The organism is Clostridium sp. Marseille-P7770 (assembly GCF_902143525.1).
GTDB lineage: Bacteria > Bacillota > Clostridia > Lachnospirales > Lachnospiraceae > Pilosibacter.
The window spans coordinates 72,733-97,126 of the sequence record NZ_CABFVC010000005.1 but is presented as its reverse complement, the minus strand read 5'-3'; the positions used below and the strand labels follow the sequence as shown (position 1 = coordinate 97,126).

Annotated in this window: 24 protein-coding genes; 23 read left to right on the top strand and 1 reads right to left on the bottom strand. The window is 52.3% G+C overall.

Annotated elements, in window-relative coordinates:
- Positions 1-281: 281 nt before the first annotated feature.
- From FN001_RS13185 to FN001_RS13095, 19 genes are all read left to right on the top strand, one after another.
- Positions 282-749 (top strand): ribosome maturation factor RimP, encoded by a 468-nt coding sequence (locus FN001_RS13185; RefSeq protein WP_118298977.1) that lies wholly within the window; start codon positions 282-284, stop codon positions 747-749.
- Positions 750-764: 15 nt separating this feature from the next.
- Positions 765-1,949, top strand: coding sequence for a transcription termination factor NusA (gene nusA / locus FN001_RS13180; RefSeq protein WP_118298978.1), 1,185 nt, complete (start codon positions 765-767; stop codon positions 1,947-1,949).
- A gap of 20 nt (positions 1,950-1,969) precedes the next feature.
- A complete protein-coding gene (rnpM, locus tag FN001_RS13175; RefSeq protein ID WP_021904668.1) occupies positions 1,970-2,251 on the top strand; it encodes an RNase P modulator RnpM in 282 nt (93 codons plus the stop codon).
- On the top strand, positions 2,238-2,543 hold the full coding sequence (locus FN001_RS13170; protein ID WP_118298979.1) for a L7Ae/L30e/S12e/Gadd45 family ribosomal protein: 306 nt from the start codon (positions 2,238-2,240) through the stop codon (positions 2,541-2,543). The genes rnpM and FN001_RS13170 overlap by 14 nt, the downstream gene beginning before the upstream one ends.
- Before the next feature lie 84 nt (positions 2,544-2,627).
- Positions 2,628-5,462, top strand: a complete 2,835-nt coding sequence (gene infB, locus FN001_RS13165; protein WP_243122022.1) for a translation initiation factor IF-2 — start codon at positions 2,628-2,630, stop codon at positions 5,460-5,462.
- 22 nt (positions 5,463-5,484) lie between these two features.
- Positions 5,485-5,877: a 30S ribosome-binding factor RbfA gene (gene rbfA / locus FN001_RS13160; RefSeq protein WP_142412148.1), complete on the top strand. Its 393-nt coding sequence runs from the start codon at positions 5,485-5,487 to the stop codon at positions 5,875-5,877.
- A gap of 108 nt (positions 5,878-5,985) precedes the next feature.
- Positions 5,986-7,032, top strand: coding sequence for a DHH family phosphoesterase (locus FN001_RS13155; RefSeq protein ID WP_243122021.1), 1,047 nt, complete (start codon positions 5,986-5,988; stop codon positions 7,030-7,032).
- Positions 7,033-7,087: 55 nt separating this feature from the next.
- Positions 7,088-7,990 carry a tRNA pseudouridine(55) synthase TruB gene (gene truB, locus FN001_RS13150; protein WP_142412147.1) on the top strand — a complete coding sequence of 301 codons (903 nt, stop codon included), beginning with the start codon at positions 7,088-7,090 and terminating at the stop codon, positions 7,988-7,990.
- Between the two features lies 1 nt (position 7,991).
- Positions 7,992-8,936, top strand: a complete 945-nt coding sequence (locus tag FN001_RS13145; protein ID WP_118298982.1) for a bifunctional riboflavin kinase/FAD synthetase — start codon at positions 7,992-7,994, stop codon at positions 8,934-8,936.
- An 88-nt stretch (positions 8,937-9,024) separates the two neighbouring features.
- Positions 9,025-10,809, top strand: coding sequence for a L,D-transpeptidase family protein (locus tag FN001_RS13140; RefSeq protein ID WP_142412146.1), 1,785 nt, complete (start codon positions 9,025-9,027; stop codon positions 10,807-10,809).
- Between the two features lie 476 nt (positions 10,810-11,285).
- Entirely contained in the window at positions 11,286-11,552 is a 267-nt protein-coding gene (rpsO, locus tag FN001_RS13135; protein WP_118298984.1) for a 30S ribosomal protein S15, read from the top strand.
- Between the two features lie 278 nt (positions 11,553-11,830).
- Entirely contained in the window at positions 11,831-14,050 is a 2,220-nt protein-coding gene (locus FN001_RS13130; RefSeq protein ID WP_142412145.1) for a polyribonucleotide nucleotidyltransferase, read from the top strand.
- A 126-nt stretch (positions 14,051-14,176) separates the two neighbouring features.
- Positions 14,177-14,455, top strand: coding sequence for a type II toxin-antitoxin system HicB family antitoxin (locus tag FN001_RS13125; RefSeq protein WP_118298987.1), 279 nt, complete (start codon positions 14,177-14,179; stop codon positions 14,453-14,455).
- Positions 14,456-14,609: 154 nt separating this feature from the next.
- Entirely contained in the window at positions 14,610-15,053 is a 444-nt protein-coding gene (locus FN001_RS13120) for a protease complex subunit PrcB family protein (RefSeq protein WP_142412144.1), read from the top strand.
- A 150-nt stretch (positions 15,054-15,203) separates the two neighbouring features.
- Complete coding sequence (gene cysE, locus FN001_RS13115; RefSeq protein ID WP_142412143.1) at positions 15,204-15,854, top strand: serine O-acetyltransferase; 651 nt, start codon at positions 15,204-15,206, stop codon at positions 15,852-15,854.
- 75 nt (positions 15,855-15,929) lie between these two features.
- Positions 15,930-17,486 (top strand): DUF3794 and LysM peptidoglycan-binding domain-containing protein, encoded by a 1,557-nt coding sequence (locus tag FN001_RS13110; RefSeq protein WP_142412142.1) that lies wholly within the window; start codon positions 15,930-15,932, stop codon positions 17,484-17,486.
- A gap of 419 nt (positions 17,487-17,905) precedes the next feature.
- Entirely contained in the window at positions 17,906-18,181 is a 276-nt protein-coding gene (locus tag FN001_RS13105; RefSeq protein WP_118298991.1) for a GIY-YIG nuclease family protein, read from the top strand.
- Positions 18,178-19,767, top strand: coding sequence for a D-alanyl-D-alanine carboxypeptidase family protein (locus tag FN001_RS13100; protein ID WP_142412141.1), 1,590 nt, complete (start codon positions 18,178-18,180; stop codon positions 19,765-19,767). Before FN001_RS13105 ends, FN001_RS13100 begins: the two co-directional genes overlap by 4 nt.
- A gap of 22 nt (positions 19,768-19,789) precedes the next feature.
- Positions 19,790-20,218, top strand: a complete 429-nt coding sequence (locus tag FN001_RS13095) for a hypothetical protein (RefSeq protein WP_142412140.1) — start codon at positions 19,790-19,792, stop codon at positions 20,216-20,218.
- A gap of 125 nt (positions 20,219-20,343) precedes the next feature.
- Here the strand turns inward: FN001_RS13095 and trhA are convergent, their stop codons facing one another.
- Positions 20,344-21,000 (bottom strand): PAQR family membrane homeostasis protein TrhA, encoded by a 657-nt coding sequence (gene trhA / locus FN001_RS13090; protein WP_118298993.1) that lies wholly within the window; start codon positions 20,998-21,000, stop codon positions 20,344-20,346.
- A gap of 135 nt (positions 21,001-21,135) precedes the next feature.
- Between trhA and FN001_RS13085 the strand changes: the two genes are divergently transcribed.
- From FN001_RS13085 to bioD, 4 genes are all read left to right on the top strand, one after another.
- Positions 21,136-21,861 (top strand): RluA family pseudouridine synthase, encoded by a 726-nt coding sequence (locus tag FN001_RS13085; RefSeq protein WP_118515260.1) that lies wholly within the window; start codon positions 21,136-21,138, stop codon positions 21,859-21,861.
- A gap of 387 nt (positions 21,862-22,248) precedes the next feature.
- Positions 22,249-22,749, top strand: a complete 501-nt coding sequence (locus FN001_RS13080; RefSeq protein ID WP_142412139.1) for an N-acetyltransferase — start codon at positions 22,249-22,251, stop codon at positions 22,747-22,749.
- Positions 22,750-23,104: 355 nt separating this feature from the next.
- Entirely contained in the window at positions 23,105-23,653 is a 549-nt protein-coding gene (locus tag FN001_RS13075) for a biotin transporter BioY (RefSeq protein WP_118299020.1), read from the top strand.
- A gap of 3 nt (positions 23,654-23,656) precedes the next feature.
- The gene (gene bioD, locus FN001_RS13070; RefSeq protein WP_142412138.1) at positions 23,657-24,391 is read left to right on the top strand and encodes a dethiobiotin synthase; all 735 of its coding nucleotides are present in this window, start codon (positions 23,657-23,659) and stop codon (positions 24,389-24,391) included.
- The last annotated feature ends 3 nt before the right edge of the window (positions 24,392-24,394 follow it).

Genomic DNA, 24,394 nt, shown 5'->3' with positions numbered 1-24,394 from the left:
AGATAGGAACAGTATATCAGAAATCCGTCATCCATGCAATGAGACGGAAGAACCATCGGTAAAATCCTGCTGCAGCGCGCTGACAGAGGGAGAACGATCCGGCAAAGATGCACAGAAATCCCGCAAATAGGTATATTTCCAAGTAAACCCCTTGATTTTTCCGAGCTTCTGTGGTACGATAGCTATCGATAACATAAGTAACCGGTCAAAAGAGTGGACGAAACGTCCACTCTTTCGTTTTGCATAACCGGAAAGATCCGGCAGAGAGGCGGTGGAAACCCATGGCAAGAAGAGAGGAATATGAATCCAGGGTCGAGAAGTTTTTAACCCCGATCATGGAAGAGAACAATTATGAACTGGTCGACGTGGAGTACGTGAAGGAAGCTGGTACCTGGTACCTGAGAGCGTACATCGACAAAGAGGGCGGTTTTACAGTGGATGACTGTGAGATGGTATCGAGACGTCTGAGCGACTGGCTCGATAAAGAGGACTTTATCGATGACAGCTATATCCTAGAGGTGAGCTCCCCGGGACTCGGAAGACCGTTAAAGAAAGAGAAAGACTTTAAGAGAAGTCTCGGTGAGGCGGTCGACATCAAGCTGTACCGCGCGATCGACAGACAGAAAGATTTTTCAGGGATCCTCACAGCATATGACGCGGACACCGTGACGATCCGCTACGAGGATGGTTCCGAGAGTACATTCAATAGAAAAGACATTGCCTTAATTCGTCTGGCATTCGATTTTTAATAAGGAGGATAAAAAATGAACAAGGAACTGATGGAATCGATGAACATACTCGAAAAAGAGTACAACATCAGTAAGGACACATTGCTGGAGGCCATCGAGAACTCCCTTCTCACTGCCTGCAAGAACCATTTCGGCAAGGCCGACAATGTGAAAGTCATCATTGATCCGGATGGCTGCGATTATTCCGTATATATGGAAAAAGAGGTCGTTGAGAACGTGGAGGATCCGGTCACACAGATCAGCCTCGCCGACGCAAGAATGATCGCTCCGAGACATGTCCTTGGCGACATCGTCCAGATCCCCATTGATTCCCATGATTTCGGCCGTATCGCGACCCAGAACGCGAAGAACGTGATCTTACAGAAGATCCGCGAGGAGAGCCGGAAATCCCAGTTAAGCGAGTGGCAGTGCAAGGAGAAAGAGGTCGTTACCGGTATCGTTCAGCGTTACATCGGCCGCAATGTCAGCGTAGATCTCGGAAAGATCGATGCGATCCTCCCGGAGGCTGAGCAGGTCAAAGGCGAGACCTTCCAGAGAACCGAGCGTATCAAGGTTTATATCCTGGAAGTCAAGGACAGCCCGAAAGGACCGAGAATCTCCGTATCCAGAACTCATCCGGACCTTGTGAGACGTCTGTTTGAGGCCGAGATCGCAGAGGTTCGTGACGGTACCGTTGAGATCCGTGCGATCGCCCGTGAGGCAGGTTCCAGAACAAAGATCGCAGTCAGCTCCACAGATCCGAACGTAGATCCGGTAGGCGCATGTGTCGGCTTAAACGGCGCGAGAGTCAACGCGATCGTAAATGAGCTCCGCGGTGAGAAGATCGATATCATCAACTGGGATGACAACCCGGCATTCCTGATCGAGAACGCACTGAGCCCTGCAAAGGTCATCTCCGTTGTTGCGGATGAGGACGAGAAAGAGGCACAGGTCATCGTTCCGGATTACCAGTTATCCTTAGCGATCGGTAAAGAAGGACAGAACGCAAGACTGGCTGCAAGACTGACCACCTACAAGATCGATATCAAGAGCGAGACACAGGCGAGAGAGCTTGGACTCTTCGATGATATGGACTTCGGCGAGGAAGGTTTTGAGGGCGAGTACGAGAAAGATGTAGAGCCGGCAGGAGAAGAAGCTCCGGCAGAAAATGAAGCTCCGGCAGAGGAGACTTCCGAAGCACAGGCCGAGACAGAAGAATAGGAGAGAAGGGAACGACGACAGTGAGTACAGTAAAGAAGGTTCCGCAGAGACAGTGCATCGGCTGCGGTGAAATGAAAAACAAGCGGGAGCTGATCCGGGTTTTAAAAGGTACTGACGACGTGATTTCCATCGACGCGACCGGGAGAAAAAACGGACGCGGCGCATACATCTGCCCATCCATGGCATGCTTTGAAAAGGCAGTGAAGAGCCGTGGACTGGAACGCTCCTTTAAAATGGCAATTCCAAAAGAAGTTTACGAAAGTCTGAAAAAGGAGATGGAACAGATCGATGAACAGAAATAAGGTCCTTGGACTTTTAGGACTCGCGGAGAAGGCTGGAAAGGTCAGAAGCGGCGAGTTTTCCACAGAAAAAGCGGTAAAGTCCGGAAAAGCCGGGCTGGTGATCGTGTCGGAAGAATCTTCGGACAACACGAAGAAAATGTTCCGGAACATGTGTACTTACTATAAAGTTCCGTACTTTGAGTTCGGAAACAAGGAAGAACTCGGCCACATCCTGGGAAAGCAGATGAGAGCGTCCCTGGCGGTGATCGATCCGAATTTTTCCGAGGCACTGTTGAAGCATTTTGCCGATTAGGAATGTGAAGCATCGGCAAGATCCAGTTGCGGTACACGGGCGAAAAGTGGCTGTGCACTGTAACGTGATTTGGAGGTAGCGAGCGTGAGTGAGTTTGAAAAGGATTTAGGAAAGAAAAAAGAGGGAACAGATACATTGAATCAGAATCAGGAGAATTCCACAAAGCCGGCAGTTCCGGCTGAGGGAGAAAATAATGCGCCGGCAGCACCGGCAAAGAAGAAATTTGCTGCGGTTTATCGTCCGCAGAACAGTACACAGAAGCGCCCGGCGGGAAACCGTACACAGGGCGGACAGAGACCGGCAAGACCGAACAACGGTTCCGGCATGCAGGTAAGACCGACGACAGGAAACGCACCGGCAGAAGCACCGGCAAAGACAGCCGAGACACCGGCAGCACCTGCACAGAAACAGGAGACAAAATCTGAGGCACCTGCAAAGGATCTCAGAGAGAATGTCCGTCCGCTCCCGAACCAGGGAAGAACAGACGGTCAGTCCCAGCAGAGAGAGAGCCGTCCGTTCCCGAACCGCGACGGCAATCGTGACAACCGTCAGGGCGGCTATCAGGGCAATCGCGACAATCGTCAGGGCGGTTACCAGGGCAGCAGAGACGGCAATCGTCAGGGCGGCTATCAGGGAAGAAATGATGGAAACCGCCAGGGCGGCTACCAGGGAAGAAACGACGGAAACCGCCAAGGCGGCTACCAGGGAAGAAACGACGGAAATCGCCAGGGCGGCTACCAGGGAAGAAATGATGGAAACCGCCAGGGCGGCTACCAGGGAAGAAACGACGGAAACCGCCAGGGCGGCGGCTACCAGGGAAGAAATGATGGAAACCGCCAGGGCGGCTACCAGGGAAGAAACGACGGAAACCGTCAGGGCGGCTATCAGGGAAGAAACGACGGAAATCGTCAGGGTGGTTTCCAGGGCAGAAATGACAACCGTCAGGGTGGAAACCGCGGCGGAATGGGCATGTCCAAACCGTCCTTCGATACTCCGCTTGCACAGAAGCAGCAGAATACGAAGCAGAGCAAGAATGCTTACAAGAAAGAGCATGACGCAAAGAAAGACCGCGACATGGAGATGAAAGGCAAACCAGGAAAGGGCCAGAAGGGCGTAAAAGCTCCGGTTATGCCGCAGCCGAAGAAGGAGGAGGCGAAGGTCGAGGAGATCAAGACCATCGTGATCCCGGAGGTTATCACCATCAAGGAACTCGCGGAAAAGATGAAATTACGTCCGGCTGATATCGTTAAGAAGCTCTTCTTACAGGGCACGATCGTGACGATCAACCAGGAGATCGACTTTGAGAAAGCCGAAGAGATCGCAATGGAATATGACGTTCTCTGCGAGAAAGAGAAGAAAGTCAATGTCATCGAGGAACTCTTAAAAGAGGATGAAGAGGACGAGAAGGACATGGTTCCGAGACCGCCGGTCATCTGCGTAATGGGTCATGTCGATCACGGTAAAACTTCTCTTCTCGATGCGATCCGCCAGACAAACGTTACCTCCAGAGAGGCAGGCGGCATCACACAGCACATCGGTGCTTATGTTGTAGATTACAACGGCCAGAAGATCACATTCCTCGATACACCTGGTCATGAGGCGTTCACAGCCATGCGTATGCGCGGTGCCCAGGCAACCGATATCGCGATCCTCGTAGTAGCAGCGGACGACGGTGTTATGCCGCAGACCGTTGAGGCGATCAACCATGCGAAAGCCGCAGGCGTTGAGATCATCGTTGCGATCAACAAGATCGATAAGCCGAGCGCAAACGTAGAGAGAGTAAAACAGGAATTATCCGAGTATGAGCTGATCCCTGAGGACTGGGGCGGAAATACCGTATTCGTACCGGTTTCCGCACATACAAAAGAGGGAATCCCGGAACTTCTCGAGATGATCCTTTTAACAGCAGAAGTAAAAGAGCTAAAGGCAAACCCGAACCGCCGCGCAAGAGGTCTTGTGATCGAGGCGCAGCTTGATAAGGGAAGAGGACCGGTCGCAACTGTTCTCGTACAGAAAGGTACGTTAAGAGTCGGCGACGCAGTAGCGGCAGGCTGCTGCTACGGTAAAGTCCGCGCGATGATGGACGACAAGGGCAACCGTGTCAAAGAGGCAGGTCCGTCCACTCCGGTCGAGATCCTCGGTCTCAATGACGTTCCGAACGCAGGCGAGATCTTCATCGCCCACCAGAACGAGAAAGAGGCGAGAAGCTTCGCTGAGACATTCATCGCTGAGAGCAAGAACAAGCTGATCGAAGATACAAAGGCAAAACTTTCCTTAGACGACCTGTTCTCCCAGATCAAGGCCGGAAATGTCAAGGAACTTCCGATCATCGTAAAAGCCGATGTACAGGGTTCCGTAGAGGCTGTAAAACAGAGTCTCGTAAAACTTTCCAACGAGGAAGTTGTTGTCAAAGTCATCCATGGCGGCGTCGGCGCGATCAACGAGTCCGATGTTTCCCTTGCATCCGCTTCCAACGCGATCATCATCGGTTTCAACGTTCGTCCGGACGCACAGGCGAAGTCCATCGCAGACCGCGAGAAAGTCGATATGCGTCTGTACCGTGTCATCTACCAGGCGATCGAGGATGTCGAGGCAGCCATGAAGGGTATGCTCGACCCGGTATACGAGGAGCAGGTAACCGGCCATGCGGTTGTCCGCCAGACATTCAAGGCATCCGGAGTCGGCACGATCGCTGGTTCCTATGTGCTTGACGGTAAGATCACCCGCGGAAGCAAGGCACGCATCACAAGAGACGGTGAGCAGATTTTCGAGGGACCGCTTGCATCCTTAAAGCGTTTCAAGGACGATGTGAAGGAAGTTGCAGCAGGTTACGAGTGCGGTCTTGTATTCGAGGGATTCAACGATCTCCAGGAAGACGATATGATCGAAGTTTACATCATGGTAGAGGTACCGAGATAGGTTTTAAAGAAGAGGTAATATCATGAGAAAAAACAGTGTTAAAAATATCCGGATCAACGGCGAGGTCCAGAAAGCTCTGAGCGAGATCATCCGCTCCGAGCTCAAGGATCCGCGCATTCATCCGATGACAAGCGTGGTCCAGGTCTCGGTCACACCGGACCTCAAGATCTGCAAGGCGTATATCAGCGTTCTTGCGGATGAGGAGCAGGCAAAAGATACGATCCGCGGCTTAAAGAGCGCGGAGGGCTTTATCAGGACCCAGCTCGCGAAGAAGATCAACCTCCGGAATACTCCGGAGATCTTCTTCGTGCTGGATCAGTCCATCGAGTACGGCGTCCGCATGTCAAAACTCATCGATGAGGTGACAAAGGATCTGCCGGATGAGGATGATAAGAAAGAAAACGACGACCAGTAGAAAATCTGGGGAATGATCGGAGCGGTCCGGAGGAGTATCCGGGAGCCGGCACGATCGGAACAGAAGACGCACCGCGGCTGCGGAAATGAAGCAGCCGCGGAGGATTATATGGAGGAATCCGGTCAGACGCGCGCGGCGCGGATTCTGCCGGATTTTTCTGATTACGAGGAGGCGAAAGCATTGGGAATTCTTGATGAGATGCTGGAGGGAAAGAAGAGCATCGTGATCTTAGGACATGTAAACCCGGATGGGGACTGTATCGGATCCTGCCTGGGACTTTATAATTATCTGAAGGAAAATTATGAGGGACTTGAGGTTTCGGTCTATCTGGAGAAAATGGGAGTGAAATTTTCCTATCTTTCCGGTTATAATGATGTACACACAGAATATGACGGAACAAAAACATTCGATCTTTGCATCACATCGGATGCCAGCGATGTTCCGCGCCTCGGTGCGTTCGCACCTTACCGGGAGACGGCAAAGGACACGTTCTGTATCGACCATCATATCACAAACAAAGGTCTCTGCAGGGTCAATGTGATCGAAAGCGGGGCGAGCTCCGCGAGCGAAGTGCTGTTTGGTCTCCTCGATCAGGACAAGATCAGCAAAGCGGTCGCAGAGTGCCTGTATACAGGGATTGCCCATGACACAGGCGTCTTCAAGTATTCCAACACCTCCAGGAAGACCATGGATATCGCGGGGTTCCTGATGGAGAAAGGGATCGATTTCCCGAAGATCATCGATGAGAGCTTTTTCGCAAAGACATACGGTCAGGCAAAACTTCACGGACGTGCGCTCCTCGACAGTGTCAGGATCCTCGACGACCGCTGCATCTATACTGTGGTGACAACGGATGAGTTAAAGGAATACGGGTGCACGGTCAAGGCGACGGACGGGATCGTGGACCAGCTGCGAGTCATTGAGGGCGCAGAGGTCGTATTCCTGCTCTATGAGACGGGAAATCCGGACGAATATAAGGTGAGCCTCAGGACGAACTCGGAGGTTGATGTGAGCAGGATTGCCCAGAGCTTCGGCGGCGGCGGTCATGTAAAGGCTGCAGGCTGCACGATGACAGGAAAGCCGGAGGAGATCGCAGAGAAGATCAGCGGAAAGATCAAAGAGCAGTGGGATGAAAATGCTGCTTTTCACGGGTGAAAATTTTCTGGAATGAAAATTCCGGGACCGTGTGTCCATAAGAGCGGAGGAAAGAATGTACGACGGAATTATTAACGTATATAAAGAAAAAGGATTCACCTCCCACGATGTCGTGGCGAAAATGAGAGGGATCCTCGGACAGAGAAAGATCGGTCATACAGGGACTCTTGACCCGGCGGCGGAAGGCGTTCTTCCGGTGTGTGCCGGAAAAGGAACAAAACTCTGCGATATGCTGACCGATCATGATAAGACATACCGGGCTGTTCTTCTTCTGGGAACGGAGACGGACACGGAGGATACAACGGGGACAGTGATCGGGACAAAGGACACGTCAGGACTTACAGAAAGTCAGGTCCGTGAGGCAGTCCTCTCCTTTATCGGGGATTATGACCAGGTTCCTCCGATGTATTCGGCGTTAAAAGTCGATGGAAAGAAATTATATGAACTTGCAAGAGAGGGAAAGACCGTGGAGCGGAAGGCGCGCCCGGTAAAGATCTTCGATATTCAGATCGAGACGATGGATCTCCCGGAGGTCACGATGACCGTGTCCTGCTCAAAGGGAACGTATATCCGGACCCTGTGCCATGATATCGGCGCGAAGCTTTCCGTCGGCGGATGCATGAAGGAACTGCTCCGCACGAAAGTGGGGAGATTTGAGATCAAAGACAGCCTGAAGCTGGATGATCTTCAGAAGCTGAAGGAGGAAGGGCGTCTCGGTGAGGTGGTACTTCCGGTGGAGGAAGTCTTTAAAGATCTTCCGGAGATCCGATCGGAGACGGAGGAGCTGGATAAGCTCTTAAAGAACGGAAATCCGTTCCGCAGCCGCGCGGTGAAGGATGTAACAGACGGGGACATGTTCCGCGTTTACCATTCGGATGGAACGTTTATCGGCGTATTTCGGTATGACGCGGAAAAACGGATGTACTATCCGGAGAAAATCTTTCTGGGAGGAAATTGACATGCAGTACATCGCAGAAACCAGAGAGTTTCAGATCAAAGAGAAGACAGTTGTCAGCATCGGAAAGTTTGACGGACTTCACAGAGGTCACCAGAAGCTGATGCACGAGATGCTGAAATGGAAGGAACAGGGATTTAAGATCGCCGTGTTCACGTTCGCGACGCCTCCGTGGACGCTCGTGAAGGGAAAAATGCAGACCATGATCATGACGAACCCGGAGCGCGAGATGCTCCTGGAGCAGGTCGGCGTGGATTATATCGTGGAGTACCCGTTTGACGAGGAAGTCTGCCATATGGCACCGGAACAATTTATCTCCGATATTCTTGTCGGGCGGATGAACGCCGGAGTCATTGTCTCCGGACCGGACTGCCATTTCGGATACAAAGCGGCCGGGGACTGTGCGATGCTGGAGCGGCTTTCCGGAAAGTATGGTTATCGCTATTTTATCGTGGATAAAGAGCGTGATGAGGAAGGAAAGATCATCAGCAGCACCTATATCCGGGAAATGCTGGCGGATGGAAATATCCGGAAGGCGAATGACCTGCTGGGATATTGTTATTTTGTCACCGGAAAAGTGGAGCATGGAAATGCGATCGGGCATACAAAGCTGTATCCGACGGCGAATCTGATCCCGCCGGCTGTGAAGCATCTTCCGAAGTTCGGCGTTTATGTGACGCGGGTGACTGTGGACGGAAAGGTTTACGGAGGCCTTACGAATGTAGGAGCGAAACCGACGATCTCCGGGGATAATCCGATCGGTGTGGAGACATATCTCTATGATTTTTCGGGGGATCTCTACGGAAAAGAGATGAAAGTGGAGCTCCTCGATTTTGTGAGACCGGAGATGAAGTTTGCATCGATCGACGCGCTGAAAGCGCAGCTGGATCATGATATCAGGGAGTGCAGGGAACGCTATCACTCTTTTCAGAAAAGCCATCTTGGCTGAATACAGATAAAACAGAGTCAGAAAAGGATGCGCCTGGATCTTGAAAGAAAAAAGGCAGCAGAATGACTGGAAAAGTGGAGAAGGAAAATTGGAGTTAGAAAATAAGCCGGATGGCGAGGAAAAAGGAACGTCCTGGCAGAAGCCGACGATGACATATGCGGAATTCAAAGCCCAGAAAGGAAGAAAACGGGGAAGAGACCGCGGACCTGGAATAAATAAGGATCTTGCAGTGAAGATCGCTGCCGTGTGCGGCGGCGTGGTCGTCCTCGTCGGAGCCGTTGGCGGCGGACTTTACTGGCATGAATCTTTAAAATACAAGACATGTTTTCTGCCGGGAACCATCGTTGACGGGATGGATGTGACAGAAAAGACGGCGGCGGAAGTGGAAGACGCGATCATGGAGCAGTTAAAGGGCTACAAACTCACGATCAACGGGCGTGAGGATCTCTCTGAGTCGATCACCGGGGAAGAAGTGGGACTCTACGCGGAGTTTGACGATACCCTGGCGAAGGCGATCGCGGCCCAGAAACCGATGGAGTGGGGAAAATACCGCTTCGGAAAATCCGTGAATGAGGTGAATACGGACGCGCTGATCCGATACAATGATGAGATGCTGGGCGAAGCGGTGGACAGTCTCTCCTGCATGGATAAGGAAAATATGAGAGAACCGCAGGACGCGAAGATCTCTGATTATACGTCCGGGGGCTACACGATCATCAAAGAAGATGAGGGAACGGAGCTTCTGGAGGACAAGGTGAAAGAGGCGGTGGCCGCTGCGGTCATGTCTCTGGCGGAGAGCGTGGATCTGGAGGAACAGGGATGCTATGTGTCTCCGTCCATCACTTCCGAGGACGAGGCGTTAAAGACTGCTTGTGAGACGATGAACAAGTATGTCGGGGCAAGGATCACTTATCAATTCGGTGACAAGTCTGAGACTTTGAGCGGAGATGAGATCCACAACTGGCTGACTGTGAACGGAACGAGTGTCGGAATCAATGAGGGAAAGGCGACTGAGTATGTCAAGAAGCTGGCTGCCTCTTATGATACTGCGTATAAAGCGAAGAGTCTGAAGACATCCTACGGGAAGACGGTTTCCATCACCGGCGGAAGCTACGGTTATAAGATCAATCAGGCGAAGGAGGCAGCGACGCTTGTGAGCCTGATCAAAAACGGGGAACAGACCTCGAGGGAGCCGGAGTATTCCCAGAAGGGCGCGAGCCGGACGGGGAATGATTACGGGAATACATATGTGGAGATCAACCTTACGGCACAGCATCTTTATTTCTACGTGAAGGGAAAGCTGGTGGTCCAGTCGGATTTCGTATCGGGAAATGCGGCGAAGGGCTGGAGTACTCCTGCAGGAGCATATTCGATCACTTATAAGCAGCGGAATGCGACTTTAAAGGGACAGGGATATGCGACGCCGGTATCTTACTGGATGCCGTTTAACGGAGGGATCGGTCTTCATGACGCGAACTGGAGAAAGACGTTCGGTGGGACGATCTACAAGACGAACGGTTCTCATGGATGTGTCAATCTGCCGCCGGCGGTCGCAAAGACGATCTACGAGAATATTTCGGCGGGCGATCCGGTCCTGTGCTACCATTTAGACGGTACGGAGAGTGCTTCGACGAGCGGAACGAAGAAGGATGAGACGGCGGCGACTACGGCTGCTGCGACGACGGCAGCACCGAAGACGACAGCAGCGCCGACAACGGCAGCACCGGAGACAACGGCGGCTCCTACAACAGCGGCACCGACTACGGAAGCGTCGACAACGCCTGCGGCGGGCGGTGATCAGGAGAGTGTCGGACCGGGGTTTGCGCCGGAGACGGAAGGGACGACGGAGCAGGAGGTTGGACCGGGATTTTGATGAGATAGAAGTTGCTGACGGGGGGTACGCGGTGAGCTTCCGGGCCGGGGCGCCCGGGATGCGGGGATGGTTCCTCTAAGCCTGCATGAGAATGCTAAGTGCGGAGAAAAGAGGACACAACTCGCTGCGCTCAGACAAGTGTCCTCTTTCCTCCAACGCATTCTCCTGCGGGCTAAGAGGAACCAGATCCCCGGATCAAGGCGCCCCAGCCCGGAAGCTCACCGCTGGGAATCGTCGGGAGTGTAGGTTGGGAAGGCGCTTCGCGCTTCCTGGTGGGAGATTACCAATGAAAGTAGCGGAGAGCTACTAAAATAAGCCTGAAAAAGTAGTGCAAAGCTACAAAAAGTGATTTACTTTTGCAGACAGGTATGATATACTGTCGGAGTATGCGAAAAGCGCCGACGCTCGGTCTGCGGATAACTCCAACCGGGACCTGGTGATCGGTAAGTTTTAAGAATTTTAAGGAGGAAATCACAATGATTTCAAAGGAAAAGAAAGCAGCTATTATCGCTGAGTATGGCAGAAAACCGGGCGACACAGGTTCACCGGAGGTTCAGATCGCAATTCTTACAGAGAGAATCGCTGAGCTCACAGAGCATTTAAAAGTTAACCCGAAAGATCATCACTCCAGACGTGGTCTTCTTATGATGGTTGGTCAGAGACGTGGTCTTCTTGCATACCTGAAGAAGAAAGATCTTGAAGGATACCGTGCTCTTATTGAGAAGTTAGGCATCAGAAAGTAATAGCAGACTTATGGGTGGAGCGCATGTTTTTCGTGTACTCCACCTTTGTGTTATCTAAGTAAACAAAATATTGGCAGAAGAAACGTCCGAGACCGCTAAAGTGTGCATGAGAAACATCGGAAAAATCCTGCTGCAGTGCAGGGGCATGGAGTGCCCATGGATTGTAACTCGTGTCCAGTTTAGTAGTTTCGGGTGGATGTCCGGCAGGTCCCGGCCTGTTGACGGACAGATCCATTTCGGCTTCTTCTGTCGCAAATGAATGAAAAGGAGACGAAGCCATGTTTAAGAGTTTTTCCATGGAACTTGCAGGACGTACCCTCACTGTTGAGGTTGGCCGTGTTGCAAAGCAGGCAAATGGTGCAGCTTTCATGCACTACGGCGATACAGTTGTTCTTTCTACCGCAACTGCATCTGACAAGCCGAGAGACGGAATCGATTTCTTCCCGTTAAGCGTAGAGTACGAAGAGAAATTATACTCTGTAGGAAAGATCCCGGGCGGATTCACAAAGAGAGAGGGAAAGGCATCCGAAAATGCAACCCTTACTTCCCGTGTTATCGACCGTCCGATGCGTCCGTTATTCCCGAAGGACTACAGAAACGACGTAACTCTTGACAACATTGTTATGTCTGTTGACCCGGACTGCAGCCCGGAGCTTACAGCAATGCTCGGTTCTGCGATCGCTACCTGCATTTCTGATATCCCGTTCGACGGCCCGTGCGCAATGACACAGGTTGGTTTAATTGACGGTGAGTTCATCATCAACCCGACTTCCGCACAGAAGAAGGTATCTGATCTTGCACTTACTGTTGCTTCCACAAGAGAGAAAGTAATCATGATCGAGGCCGGTGCAAAGGAAGTTCCGGAGCAGACCATGATCGATGCGATCTTCAAGGCACATGAAGTAAACCAGGAGATCATCAAGTTCATCGACCGCATCGTTGCTGAGTGCGGCAAGGAGAAGCACACTTACGAGAGCTGCGCGATCCCGGATGAGCTGTTTGCTGCGATCAAAGAGATCGTTCCGCCTGCTGAGATGGAAGAGGCTGTCTTCACAGATGAAAAGCAGAAGCGTGAGGAGAACATCCGCCAGATCACAGAGCGTCTCGAAGAGGCTTTCGCTGAGAACGAAGAGTGGCTTCCGCTTATCGGACAGGCTGTTTACCAGTATCAGAAGAAGACTGTAAGAAAGATGATCTTAAAAGACCACAAGCGTCCGGATGGCCGCCGCATCGACGAGATCCGTCCGTTAGCTGCTGAGATCGACATCCTTCCGCGTGTACATGGATCCGGTATGTTCACCCGTGGACAGACCCAGATCTTAAATGCCTGCACACTGGCGCCGCTTTCCGAGGCACAGCGTCTTGACGGTCTTGATGAGAATGAGACAACTAAGAGATATATGCACCACTACAACTTCCCGTCCTTCTCCGTAGGCGAGACAAAGCCGTCCAGAGGACCGGGACGCCGTGAGATCGGTCATGGCGCTCTTGCTGAGCGTGCTCTTGTACCGGTACTCCCGAGCGAGGAAGAGTTCCCGTACGCGATCCGTACCGTATCTGAGACGATGGAGTCCAACGGTTCCACATCCCAGGCAAGCATCTGTGCATCTACCCTGTCCCTTATGGCAGCAGGTGTTCCGATCAAGACTATGGTAGCCGGTATCTCCTGCGGTCTTGTAACAGGCGAGACAGACGATGATTACATCGTTCTTACCGATATCCAGGGTCTCGAGGACTTCTTCGGAGACATGGACTTCAAGGTTGGCGGTACTCACGAGGGTATCACAGCGATCCAGATGGATATCAAGATCCACGGTTTAACACGCCCGATCATCGAGGAGGCGATCAGACGCTGCCGTGAAGCCCGTATCTACATCATGGACAACATCATGGCTCCGGTTATCTCTGAGCCGAGAAAGACTCTGTCCAAGTATGCTCCGAAGATCACCCAGATCACGATCGATCCGGCTAAGATCGGCGATGTAGTCGGCAAGCAGGGTAAAGTGATCAACAAGATCATCGACGAGACTGGCGTTAAGATCGACATCACAGATGACGGTGCAGTCAATGTCTGCGGTACTGATCAGGAGATGATCGACAAGGCGATCGCTACGATCAAGAACATCGTGACAGATGTTGAGCCGGGCATGATCTACACAGGTAAGGTTGTCCGCATCATGGAATTCGGTGCATTCGTTGAGCTTGCTCCGAACAAGGATGGTATGGTTCACATCTCCAAGCTTTCCGACAAGCGTGTCGCTAAGGTTGAGGATGTTGTCAACATCGGCGATGAGGTTACGGTAAGAGTCGTTGAGGTTGACCGCATGGGAAGAATCAACCTGACAATGAGACCGGAGGACATGACAGCTGATCTTGAGAAGCTGACTCGTCCGGAGAGACGCGAAAGAAGCGACCGTCCGGAGAGACGTGACGACAGAAGAGGCGGACGCCGCGACGACAGACGGGAGCGTTCTGATAAGAAAGAGGATAACGAGTAATCGAAAACTGGGAAGGTAATGAACAGTTATAGAAGATCACCCGCTATATAAAACATGGGCCGCAGCCTGCAGCGTTTTGCTTTGCAGCCTGCGGCCTGTTTTCGCTTTATAGGAAAGGAGAGTATCATGACATTTACATATCCTGCTGTGTTTACAAAGAAGGAAGACGGAACCGGTTTCCACGCATTTTTCCCGGATCTGGAGATGTGTGAGGCAGATGGCGCTGACTTAGAGGACGCGATCGAGAATGCCCGTGATGCGGCGCAGAACTGGATCAGTGTGGAGCTTGAGGAGTTTGAGGGCGATCTGCCGTTCGCGACTCATGTGGATGATATTGAGCTTGCGGAGAATCAGGTTGCAAAGCAGATCATGGTGAAGATCAAGTTTCTGCCGGACAGCGACTGAGGGAAAAGAACCGGTCGTCTCTGCGCTGAAATGCAGATATGAGGTTATTTTCACGGGCAGGAAGTGCCCGTGGATTGTAACGATGTGAGAGCATCATAATTTCAGGATCCCCGGAATAGGATTGTAACAAAATCCATGATGGGGATCTTATTTTATGTTCAGACGGTTGCCAAAACGCGCGAGAAAGGTGCTTACGGTGCTGGGAGTCCTGATGGTCATTTTGGGCGGGATTGCGGCATTTACTGGATGTCAGTCCGGGGATTCGGAGGAGAAAAGGGGAGAGGATCTGGAGTTTACGGTCAGCGGGGAGGCGGATATTCCGGCGGCGCTGAAGGAGCTGATCGATAAGAAGAGGGAGAAAGCGTTTAAGCTTACATATGCGGACGGGCAGGAGATGTATATTGTGATCGGTGAGGGACCTCAGAAGGGCGGCGGGTACAGTGTGGCGGTGAAGGCGCTTTATGAGACGGATAATTCGATCGTGATCCGGACGGAGCTTCTGGGGCCGGAGGCCGGGGAGGCGAAGGGGACGGAAGAGTCGTTTCCGGTGTTGATCGTGAGGACGGAGTTTCGGGATAAGCCGGTGGTGTTTCAGTAGGATAGTTTAGCACTTTACTTTAGCAACGAATTCTGTTAAAATACTGGTAATTATTTTGGCGGATCTGCAGGCTGTCCGGAGGGGATTGTGCCGGAACGGGCTGGGTGATCTTTGATGGTTACGGATGAATGACAGAAGGAGAGGAAAAGGATGTTATTTAAGGATATCTGGCTTGATGTTAAGGCGGTGCAGGAGAGGGATCCGGCGGCCAGGAGTGCGCTGGAGGTTCTGTTGTTATATCAGGGAGTTCATGCGCTGATCTGGCATCGGATCGCTCACTGGTTCTGGACGCATAATATGCGTTTTCTTGGGCGCCTGATCTCTCAGATTGCCAGATTTTTTACTTTGATCGAGATCCATCCGGGGGCCGTTTTAGGACATGGGATTCTGATCGACCATGGATGCGGGATCGTGATCGGGGAGACTACGGTTGTCGGGGATAACTGTACGATCTATCAGGGTGTGACTCTGGGCGGCGTCGGAACCAAGAAGGGAAAGCGCCATCCGACGATCGGAAATAATGTCCTGATCGGAGCCGGAGCGAAGATCCTCGGTGCTTTTGAGGTTGGGGATAATTGTCAGATCGCGGCGAATGCGGTCCTTCTGAAGCCGCTGGAGGAGAACAGTACGGCTGCGGGAATTCCGGCGAGACAGGTGAAGAAGGACGGTCTTCCGGTGAAGGATCCGGCGAAGAAGGTCAATATGGAGCACATCTGTAAGATCCAGGACACGATCGACGAGCTGGAGCGCCGGGTGCGGGAGCTTGAAAAAGAGCTGGAAGAGGCGAAGAAGGAGCTGTAAACAGCAGGTATAAAATGTTAAACGTCATCATACAATTTCCTGAAGCATAAACTGGAAAGGTATGGTGGCGTTTTTATGATGGAACTTTTGAAGAAGCATATCCACATGAATCGTCGCCGGGGGAACGTCACGTCCCAGATGACCCTGGATGACGATTTTAATGTGCCGGATTCCATGGATGATGTGGAGGAGCTGATCATGGAAAACGGGGAGGTAAAGATCGACTCGGTGAAAAATCCCGGTGAGAAGGCGGAGGTGAGTGGAAAGCTGGAGTTTCGGATCCTGTACCGGCGTCCCGGCGGGGAACTCACGGCGCTCGCGGGCAGCATTCCGTTTACGGAGACGGTACATATGCCGGGACTTTCGGAAAATGATTATGTTCAGGCGGGATGGGAGCTGGATGATCTGAACGTGAGTCTCATCAATTCGAGAAAGCTGAATGTCAAGGCACTCGTGACGCTGAACCTCAGGGCGGACGAGATCCGGGACATGGAGGCGGCGTCCGATGCGAAGTTTGACGGTGAGGTCGAGGTATTAAAGAAGACGCTGACCGTGGCGGCGATCGCTGTGCGTCGGCGGGATACGTTCCGGGTGCGGGAGGTACTTTCAATACCGGGAAATAATCCGGATGCGGAGACTCTTTTGTGGCAGGATATGCGTCTTCAGGATGTGGAGACGAAGCCGCTCGACGGGAAGATCCATATCAACGGAGATCTTCTCGTGTTCGCAGTCTACTCGGCAGGCGGCGGGCAGATGCCGGTGCAGTGTTTTGAGGAGACTGTTCCGTTTTCCGGGGACGTGGAGCTTACGGAGTCGGCGGAGGACATGATCCCGTTTATCACGGTAAAGCTGGTGCACCGGGATCTGGAGCTGCAGCCGGATGCTGACGGGGAGATGCGGGAGATCGCCGTGGACGCGGTCATGGAGCTGGATATCAGGCTCTATGAGGAGGAAGAGGTGGAGCTTTTGAGCGACCTCTATGCTTTGGACCGGGAAGTGATCCCGGAGACAGGCACTGCATGTTTTGACACGCTGGCGGTCCGGAACCAGGTGCGGACAAAGCTCCAGGAGAAGGTGCAGCTCACCGGGCGACAGAGGATCCTTCAGGTGTGCCATGCTGACGGGGATGTGAAGATCGACGAGGTGCAGATCAGGGAGGACGGGATCCACATGGACGGGGTGCTGGAGGTCCGGCTTCTGTACCTGACGGCGGATGATCAGGCGCCTGTCGGTGCGGCGTCGGAGGTCCTGCCGTTTCATCTGATGGCAGCCGCGGACGGACTGCCGCAGGATGCGGTCTACGAGATCGCGCCGGGGATTTCCGGACTTTCCGCGGTCATGGCAGGCGGGGATGCCGTTGAGGTGAAGGCGCAGATCACGGCGGATGTGCTGGTGCTGACTCCTGTGTGTGTGCAGACTGTGGCAGCGGTGACGGAGGAGCCGCTTGATACAGAGAAGTTAAAAAAGATGCCGGGGATCATCGGATATGTGGTGAAGCCGGGAGATACGCTCTGGAAGATCGCAAGGATGTTCCACACCAGCGTGGAGCGGATCATGGAACTGAATCATCTGACGGACAGCACGATCCGGTCCGGTGACAGGCTGATCCTGGTAAAAACGGTACAGGGTTGAAATTTTTATTTTCCCCGAATGTCTGGTTGCAATTCGGGGAAAATTTTATATAATGGTATGAGTGGGATTTTTGTTACTTTTCGCGGGTAGGAATTTTCTGAACTGAAAATTCCGTATGATACCGTTATGGTCGCGGATTTTTTGCGCACGCCGGAAAGAGAAAAAAATGCTTCCGTAGCTTCCGGAACCTTTCTGATGACGCCGCATAAAATAACAGTATCACAACAGAACAGGGCATCCCGATGCTTTCATATAGATTCCGCAGGCGCTGGCTTTCGGAGGACGGTGATGGATTCCATGGTCCCATTGCCGTTTACATAATATGTAAAAAGACGGAACGCGAAGTATCGGAAGATCGTGCTGCGGTGCGCGGGCAGGGAGTGCCTGGGTACCGGAACCTGAGAAAGAGAGAACGGCAGATGAACTACACATATCTTCTGGAGTGTTCGGACGGAACGCTTTACTGCGGATGGACGAATGATCTGGAAAAGCGGGTGAACGCGCACAATTCCGGGCGCGGCGCAAAATATACGAAACCGCGGCGGCCGGTGCGGCTGGTGTGGTATGAGACGTTCGAGACGAAGGAAGAGGCGATGAGCCGGGAAGCAAAGGTAAAACAGCTTTCCCGGAAACAGAAAGAGGAGCTGGTGGCCCAGGGGCCGAATAACCGGAACACAGGGAGAAAAGATTTATGATTCATACGTTAAAAAAGAAACTGGCAAAGGTACTCTGCGGCGTGCTCGTATTTGCCCAGATGGGGACGATACAGGCGTTCGCGAGACCGGACTGGCCGTCCGATACGGGGATCGAGGCGGAAGCCGGAGCTGTCATGGACGTGGACACGGGAACGATGCTCTTCGGACAGAACAGCCATGTGGAATATTATCCGGCGAGTATCACAAAGATCCTCACGGCGCTTGTAGTGCTGGAGCATGCGGACCTTACCGATACGGTTACTTACTCGGACAAAGCGATGAACTCCGTGGAGGCGGACAGCGGAAATAAGTTAAGTCTTGTGGCTGGCGATACGATGACGGTTGAGGACTGTCTCTATGCGCTGCTTTTGGCGTCCGTGAACCAGGCGGCCAACGCGCTGGCGGAACATGTCGCGGGCAGCATCCCGGATTTCGTGGATATGATGAATGCGAAGATCGCGGAGCTGGGATGCACGGAGAGTCATTTCGCGAATCCGTCAGGACTCAACAATGATGATCAGGTCGTCACTGCGTTTGACATGATGAAGATCGCAGCTGCGGCGTACAGCAATCCGAAGCTTTTAGAGATCAGCTCCGCGAAATCATGGAAGGTCGGTGCGACCACGAACAACCCGGACGGGGTGAGTGTGAGAAATGAGCACCGCCTTGTGATCACGGAGGATACCGAGAGCCCGTACTACTGTCCGGAGGCGGTTGCCGGAAAGACAGGGTATCTTTTAAAAGCGGGAAACACACTCGTCACATACGGAGAGAAGGACGGCAGACGTGTCGTATCCGTCATCTTAAAGGGAAGTCCGAGACAGTATTTTGTGGATGGAAAGAATCTCCTGCAGTTTGGACTGAACCGTTTCCAGAACGTGGACATCGCGGAGAATGAGACAAGATATGTCACAGGAGAGGACCAGGTGGATGTCAACGGGACAAGCTATGCACCGTCTGATCTGGCGGTCCAGGCGGGAAAGAAGATCACACTCCCGAAGGATGCGAGCTTTGCGGACGCGGAGCTGAGGCTCGGTGCGGTTCCGGACGGAGCGCCGGAGGGAACGGTCGGCGTCCTGAACTATATTTATAACGAGAGAAAGATCGGATCTGCGTACCTGATGACGAAGGCGGGGGCGGAGGCGCTCGCGGCTGCGGAGGCAGCAGGCGGGACGGAGACCACGGCTGCGGAAGAACCGTCCGAAGAAAGTACGGACGCAGCGGATTCTTCATCCGACGACGGAAATACCGATGACCAGACAGAGACGGAGACCATGGGAGAAATGGATGTGACGACTGCGGCAGACGGTGAAGACGCGTCGGACCAGGCCGGAAGCGGAGATGTAAGAGCTGCATTCCCGGTGAAGATCGTCCTGATCATTGTGGGGATCCTTGCGGCAGCAGCCCTGATCGGCGGCGGTATCTGGTTCAGGATCCAGAGCAACAAGAAAGAGGCGGAAGCGGAAGCACTCCGGCGGGAAAAGAGAAGACAGCGTCTCATTGCGGAAGGCGGCGACGCGGAAGCCGAATTTAACCGGCTGCTCGAGGAGAAGCGGAAGCGGGACAAAGAGAGACGGAAACGATAAAAAGACAGGCAGGATCCGGAATATGGATCTTGTGAGGAAAAGCGCCCGGGGTAAGAAGCCGGTCTTGCATAAGAACAATAATAAAGAAGCAGAGCTTGCTGGCGAAATGCTGGCAGGCTCTGCTTTTTCTGTTTACGCGAACAACGAGCCAAAGCCCGCGCTTGCGCGAGACCTTGGCGACTGTCGCGATAACAAGGGGAAACTCGCGAAGCGTGTTTTCACTTGTTTCATTTCACAGGAAATGCCGATGGAACTTTCTATGAAACCAGGCAGGATAACCGCCAAAACAGTTCAGAATGACAAAGCAGCCGAAGTCTGCTATACTGAAAAAGGCGCGGTTTTTAGCCGCGCCGGAAATGAAAACAATAGAAATTGGTGTAGTTGGAAAGTTTGTAACTGTTCAGTAGGTCTGCGCATTTACTGCGCTGACCGTAAGAAAACATGGGTTTGAAGGCAAAAATCCCATCGGCGCAGCCGATCTGGAATGGATTTTTGCGTGTAACTTGCCATGCATCCGAAGGGAAGCTCCGGGGGAGGTTCCTGTAGGTGTGAAGGTACTGAACAGTTACGAAAATTTTATGCAGCTGCCACATATCCGTACATCATCATATAGTGGCAGAAGCTTCCGCCCATGACAAAGAGGTGGAAGATCTCGTGGGAGCCGAAGTTTTTGTGCTTTGAATTGAAGATCGGCAGTTTCAGAGCGTAGATCACGCCGCCGATCGTGTAGATGATCCCGCCGGCGAGGAGCCAGGCGAAAGCGGCAGGAGTCAGGGCTGCGACGATCTGACGGATCGCCATGACGCACACCCAGCCCATCGCGATATAGATCACGGAGGAGAACCACTTCGGGCAGTTGATCCAGAGGGCGTTGATGATGATTCCCACGATCGCGATGCCCCAGACGAGGGACAGCATCCGGTAGCCGGAACGGTTTCCGAGGACGATGAGGCATACCGGAGTGTAAGTTCCGGCGATCAGGATGAAGATCATCATGTGATCGATCTTTCGGAGAAGTTTATTGACATGCTCCGAGATATCGAAGGTGTGGTAGACCGTACTTGCGGCGTAGAGCAGGATCATACTGACGATGAACACGCTGAGCGCCTTTAAATGCATCGTCCCGGGGACGGACGCGGCTTTTACGAGAAGCGGCGCTGCGGCAGCCATAGCGGCCAGCATTGCGATAAAGTGAGTCAGCGCGCTTCCGGGATCTTTTATTTTCAGTTCCATAATCATTCCTCCAATCATGTGAATGAGTAACCTGTATTAAATACCAGAAACACGATATGTAGTTTTGAAAACTACTTATCATGTTTGAATATACTATACCACTTACGATAAAAATATGCAAGGGGAAATATTTTGATGTTAAAAGTATTATACGAGGATGACGAGATCATCGTCGTCGTAAAGCCGGCGGGAGTGGAATCCCAGGCGGCAAAACGATTCGCGCCGGATATGGTGAGTGAGGTAAAAAAACACCTGGTTATCAACAAATCATGCACACCGGGGAAGGAACCGTATGTGGGAGTTATCCACAGACTGGACAAGCCGGTTTCCGGTGTAATGGTGTACGCGAAGACGAAACGGGCAGCGGCGGCTTTGAGTGAGCAGGTTCAGAGCCATAAGATGAAAAAAATCTACACGGCAGTTGTCCACGGAAAGCCTGTGAATACGGTGGATAACTATGTGGATTATCTGGTGAAAACACCGGACGGGAATTATTCACAGGTTGTGGATAAGGGGATAACCGGAGCAAAGAAGGCGGAGCTCTCCTATGAGGTGTTAAAAACGATCGATGGGGAAGAGAATGGGATGCCCGGAAAAGGGCTGAGTCTCGTAAAAGTTGCATTAAAGACCGGAAGACATCACCAGATCCGTGTGCAGATGGCGTATCATGGAACGCCGCTTTATGGGGATATGAAGTATGGCATGGCGGCAGAAAAAAGAACATCAGCCGGAAATTTTTGCGGACAGAGAGAGTCGATCGCCCTTTGTGCATCATCACTGACTTTTTTCCATCCGGTGACAAAAAAAGAAATGACGTTTGCGATGGAACCGGCGGGCGGTGTGTTCCAGCTTTTCAGGTGATGTGACCGCCCCGGGAATGCGATTCATGGAAAAAATGGAACAGGGAACCTGTTATCAGCGCGCATAGCAGGCGGATTTTGGACCATACTATGAGCAGTACAAAGGAAGTACAGAACAGAAAACAGGTGATTCCATGGTAAGCCCTGGGAAAGACTGAAGAAATATTTTAACAAGAGCAAGTAAGTCTCACGCTTTTGCTGTGAAAAGCAATGAGCAGTGGAGGGAAACTTGCACTGAGGATCACAGGGCGGGATGCAAAGGATCCCGGTGGATTTTCCTCCCTGTGGTCCTTACGCAAAAAATGACAGATTGTCTTGCAAAATATGCTGTGATACAATGATGAAAACAGGCCAGTGAAAAATATACATATGCAGGAGGATGAAATCCATGACAGAAGATACCTTTACGATCAGAAAAGCAGCTCCGGCCGATCTTCTGAGAATCCATGAAATCTACGCGGCCGCCCGCCAGTTCATGCGTGACCACGGGAATTTCAGCCAGTGGGACGGCGAAGATGCTCCGGAGCGTCTGCTTCCGGGGGATATTGAAGCAGGAAATCTGTACGTTCTCGAGGAAGCAGGCGAGATCCATGCGGCCTTTGCTTTTATCATCGGCGCAGACCCATGCTACGCGGTGATTGAGCAGGGTGAGTGGAAATCCGATGCCCCATACGCCGCGGTACATCGTGTCGCGAGCGACGGAACCCTTCACAATGTCATCGGGCGGATCATGGATTTTGCAAAATCCAACATCTCCCATATCAGGATCGATACCCACGAACATAATAAAGTCATGCAGAAAGCCCTGGAAAAACAGGGATTTGAGAGATGCGGGATCATTTACGTTCCGGATGGAACACCGCGGATCGCGTTTGAGTGGATGAAGTGAGATTGTTCGAAGAGCGCGGGAACAGGAACGATAAAACGTAATGATACCAGGATACCGAGTAGGCCATAGAGCTTATTCGGTATCTTTTTAATATAATTGTCAACCATATAAAAACAATAGGTTGACAATACGAAAATTCTATGATAAGCTCCTTCTCAGTTCTTCTCTGTGATACCACCCGGGATCTGAGGATGGCGGCGGCTGTCCCAGAAGGTATGGGAGAGACGGGAAAAGCATGCGCATGTGCAGAAAGCTGAGACGCTCCGGATCGCTGGAGATTTCAGACATTTCAAGGAAAAATGTTCCGGATTTCCGGGACGTTCATGTATTTGAGGAGGAAATCATTTTGAAGCGTATGAAAACAAAAGACCTTGTGCTGTGCGCGATGTTTGTCGCGCTGATCGCAGTCGGGGCATTTATCAAGGTTCCTGTTCCGGTCGTTCCGTTTACCCTGCAGTTTCTGTTCACCATGCTGGCCGGGCTTCTTCTCGGCCCCGGAAACGGGGCGCTGGCGGTCGTGATCTACATCGTGCTGGGCCTGGCGGGACTCCCAATATTTACGCAGGGCGGCGGGCCTGGCTACATCTTTCAGCCGAGCTTCGGGTACATCATCGGATTTGCGGCGGCCGCTTATGTGACCGGACGGATCGCGAATGAGAAAAGTCATCCCGGCTACGGACGGCTTCTGGCAGCAAATTTCATCGGCCTTTTTATCGTCTATGCGTTCGGCATGGTCTACTATTATGTGATCAGTAATTTCGTGCTGAACACGCCGATCGGTCTGTGGCCGTTGTTTTTATACTGCTTTTTGCTGGCAGTTCCGGGGGATATCGCGCTGTGCATTCTGGCTGCGGCGATCGGAAAACGGATGATCCCGATGATCAGGGAAGGGAGACTTGGATAAGAGATGAGCAGAAATATTTTTATCACAGGCACGGGAACCGATGTCGGAAAGACGTATGTGACCGGTCTGATCGTGAAAAAGCTGAAGGAGAGCGGAGCGGACGCGGCCTACTATAAAGCGGCAATGAGCGGGAATGAGAGGCGCCCGGACGGCAGTCTGATCCCGGGGGATGCTCTTCAGGTAAAAACAATGTCGGGGATCCGTCAGCCGCTGGAGGAGATGTGTCCGTACGTCTATGAGACGGCAGTCTCCCCGCATCTGGCATCGCGGCTGGAGGGAAATCCGGTCCGGATGGAAACGGTACTGGAAAAGTTCCATGAGGTCTGTGAAAAATACGAATATGTGACCGTGGAGGGAAGCGGCGGGATCCTGTGTCCGCTCTGCTTCGATGAGGCAGATCTCCGCCTTCCGGATGTTGTAAAAGCCTGTGACCTTGGCTGTCTGATCGTTGCGGACGCGGGGCTTGGAACGATCAACGGCGTGGCTCTGACCGCATATTACCTCAAGGAACAGGGGATCGCTCTGAAGGGGATCATTTTGAACCACTACAGACAGGGAGATGTGCTCTGTGAGGACAACCGGAAAATGTGTGAATTTTATACAGGAGTTCCGGTCGTCGCGTGCGTGGCGGACGGTGACACAGAGCTTTCCATCGGGGCGGAGGAATTGAAGAACTTATATGACGATGGGAAATCATGCAGCGCAAAACAGGCGGAGCAGGAAACAAAGATGAGATAAGGA